The sequence below is a fragment of the Pseudomonas sp. FSL R10-1339 genome, from assembly GCF_009600545.1.
In the GTDB taxonomy this organism is placed as follows: domain Bacteria; phylum Pseudomonadota; class Gammaproteobacteria; order Pseudomonadales; family Pseudomonadaceae; genus Aquipseudomonas; species Aquipseudomonas bubulae.
Window position 1 is genome coordinate 1 of sequence record NZ_WIVQ01000183.1, and the last position, 2818, is coordinate 2818.

The window sequence follows — 2818 nt, forward strand, 5'->3', positions numbered from 1 at the left end:
ACTGCTCACCACCAGCCCGGCCAGAATCGGCAGCATGGGCAGCGAGCAAGGCGTAAAGGCCAGCAGCAGGCCCAGGCCGAAGAACAGCAGCAGGCTCCAGCCCAGGGAGCGCTGCTGCAAGGTGGCCGCCAGCGACTGGTCCTGGGCCTGACCCTGCGCTGCGGCAGACTGCATGCCGCCCAAATCGATGGTCCGGCTTTGTGGCGGATAGCACAGGCCGGCATCGGCGCAGCCTTGCCAGCTGACCTTGACCTGACCGCTGGCACCTGCCGGAATCACTAGCGCAACGTTGTCGCGATACACCTCTGTGGCGCCAAAAAACTCATCGCTGTGTTCCAGCCCTTTAGGCAACTCGGGTGTGTGTGCGGCATCCAGCCCGTCAAACTTGAAGCGCTTTTTATACAGATAGTACTTGTCGGCTATTTTCCACTGCAGGCGGGTTTCACCAGAGGGCAGATCTTCGCTGCTGAACACAAACGCCTTGGCGACCGGAAGGAAGTCCGGCTTTTGTGCAAACGGATCTTCATTGGCATGCGCCTGGCTAAAACCGGCGACCAGCAGCAGGAGAAAGAAAAACAAACGAGACATGCGCCCAACCTTGGAGTGTACGGATACGCCACACCTTGGCGGGCGTTGATTAACCGAGTGTTAATACGCGAGAGGTTCAAGCCGGTTGAGGGCTTAGAGCAAGCAGGCGCGCAGGCGGAATTCGGACAGCAGCGGGTAGTGCTCACGCCACTCATGGGCAATCTCTTTGGCGGTAATGACTTGGGCCGGGCCCAGCTCCGACTCAAGATGATGGAGTTTGTCCTGGATATTATAGGGATTGCTCCCCCGGCCCTTTACCTGGTTGACCAGCCATAACAGGGCATACCCCCCTGTGTAATCGGCTTCGAAACCGCTGACGATATCGTTATGGGTGCCATCGCTGTTCATGCCGGTCAGGGCCAGGCCATATTGCTGGACAGCATTGATGCTGCCGGCCTGGGCTTCCTTGAGTATCCAGTGTTGAATAAGCGCAAAGTTCCGGCGGTTTTCAATGCGGTTCGCAAACCAGTTCATGGCAGGAGGATATCCACCATAGGCTGAGCTGCTGATCAGTTCATAGATGACTTCTTGGGGATCCTCGGCGCTGGCCAGCATTGTTGGGTTTTTATCGTAGAGGGTTGCCAGCAAGTATTGAGCGATGGCATGTCCTGATGCCGCCGAATGCTTTAGCCAGTTCAGATCCCTGGTCAAGGCATACATGTCCAGCAGTGCTTCGGGGGTATGGACTCGCAAGCCGCTTTCGAGCTGTGCGCGTACTTTTGCGTTCCACGCATCGCCGCCCAGACGCAGCATCGCGTCAATATTGCCGTGCTCCGCGGCAGCCTCGTAGAGGGGCATATACTGCGCCTTGAGGGTGATCTGCAGCCTTTCGATCATCTGTGAGGCCTGTGTTACCAGGTGCCAGTGATGCTCTTTCTGGCGACTGATTTGCGTTATCCCTGCAATTTGTCGCCTGAGCGTGGTGATCTGGGACGAGATTTCAGTAGGGCTATGCTCGATGATGCTGGCCAGTGCAAACTGAGCCTCGGCATCGCCCACCGTCGCGGGTAATTGCAAAAACTGCCGGGCATGTTCAAAAGCGCCAAGGTCGTAAAGACGCATGCCTTTTTGATGAAGTGTGGTGTAGGTGGGGAGCCCTTCGAAGAGCCACGAAAACTCATCACTGGGTGCCAGCATGTGAAGTTCCTTCAGGTTGTTGGCGAGGCGATCTCCAGCTTAGGGATGGATTGGAGTGCGAGTGCGTTACATAAATAGGCACTATCCGCACCGCGCACAGTGCCACGAGCCACGGTTTGCCCAGGCATAATCGGGCCTTAATCCCATGACCTTTTAATCGGCTTATTTACGCGGGTATCAGCATGCATGTACTGGTTTGCGAAGACGACGAACTGATTGCCAGCGGCATCAAGGCCGGGCTGACGGCACAGGGGCTGACGGTTGAGCATGTGAGTACCGCCGCCGCAGCACGGGCCATGCTCAAGGCTGCCGAGTTCGACGTCATGGTGCTCGACCTGGGCCTGCCCGATGAAGATGGCCTCAAGCTGCTGCAGCAGTTGCGCCAGCAGGGCCTTGAATTGCCGGTGCTGATCCTGACCGCCCGTGACTCGGTCACCGACCGTGTCGACGGCCTGCAGGCCGGTGCCGATGACTACCTGCTCAAGCCTTTCGACCTGCGTGAACTCGCTGCCCGCCTGCATACCTTGTTGCGCAGGGTGGCCGGGCGCAGCGTCAACCTGATCGAGCACGGCAGCCTGACCTACGACCCCAGCAGCCGCGTGACCCTTCTGGGCGGCCAGCCGGTGGACTTGTCCCGTCGCGAGCAGGCGCTGCTGCAAGCCTTGCTGCACAACCGTGGACGGGTGCTGTCCAGCGAGCAACTCAAGGACAGCATCTATGGTTTTGGCGACGAGCTGGAAAGCAACGCCTTGAACGTGCATATCCATCATCTGCGACGCAAATTGGGTAACGGTATCGTTGAGACCGTGCGTGGCCTGGGCTATCGCCTGGGCCCGGCCGACAGCGCAGAGTCCGAAGCACGATGAGCTTGCGTCTGCGTCTGAGCCTGACCATCGGTTCGGCGTTTGTGCTGGTGTGGGCTCTGGCTGCAGCCTGGATGCTCAGCGACCTGCGTCAGCAGATGATGTTCTCCCTCGACCAGCGCCTGGTGGCCTCGGCTCGCATGGTCGCCGGGTTGCTGGAGCAGCTGCCGCAATTGCCGGTCAAGGGCGAGGGCACCCATTTCAGTGCCGAGCAACTGACCATACCTGGC

3 protein-coding genes and 1 pseudogene are annotated in these 2818 nt (G+C 58.9%); 2 read left to right on the forward strand and 2 right to left on the reverse strand.

What is annotated here, in order from left to right:
- On the reverse strand, positions 1-588 hold a 588-nt coding region (locus tag GHO03_RS24055; protein WP_256668772.1), incomplete at its 3' end, for a protein-disulfide reductase DsbD domain-containing protein.
- A gap of 93 nt (positions 589-681) precedes the next feature.
- Entirely contained in the window at positions 682-1725 is a 1044-nt protein-coding gene (locus tag GHO03_RS24060; RefSeq protein ID WP_153380550.1) for a hypothetical protein, read from the reverse strand.
- 182 nt (positions 1726-1907) lie between these two features.
- Between GHO03_RS24060 and GHO03_RS24065 the strand changes: the two genes are divergently transcribed.
- A complete protein-coding gene (locus GHO03_RS24065) occupies positions 1908-2591 on the forward strand; it encodes a response regulator (protein WP_095002735.1) in 684 nt (227 codons plus the stop codon).
- Positions 2588-2818: pseudogene (locus GHO03_RS24070) on the forward strand (two-component sensor histidine kinase); the annotation flags it as partial. The gene GHO03_RS24065 and the pseudogene GHO03_RS24070, both read left to right, overlap by 4 nt.

Excerpts from the sequence above, each read along its gene's own strand:
- GHO03_RS24060 (WP_153380550.1), bottom strand. The coding sequence starts at position 1,725 with ATGCTGGCACCCAGTGATGAGTTTTCGTGGCTCTTCGAAGGGCTCCCC.
- GHO03_RS24065 (WP_095002735.1), top strand. The coding sequence starts at position 1,908 with ATGCATGTACTGGTTTGCGAAGACGACGAACTGATTGCCAGCGGCATC.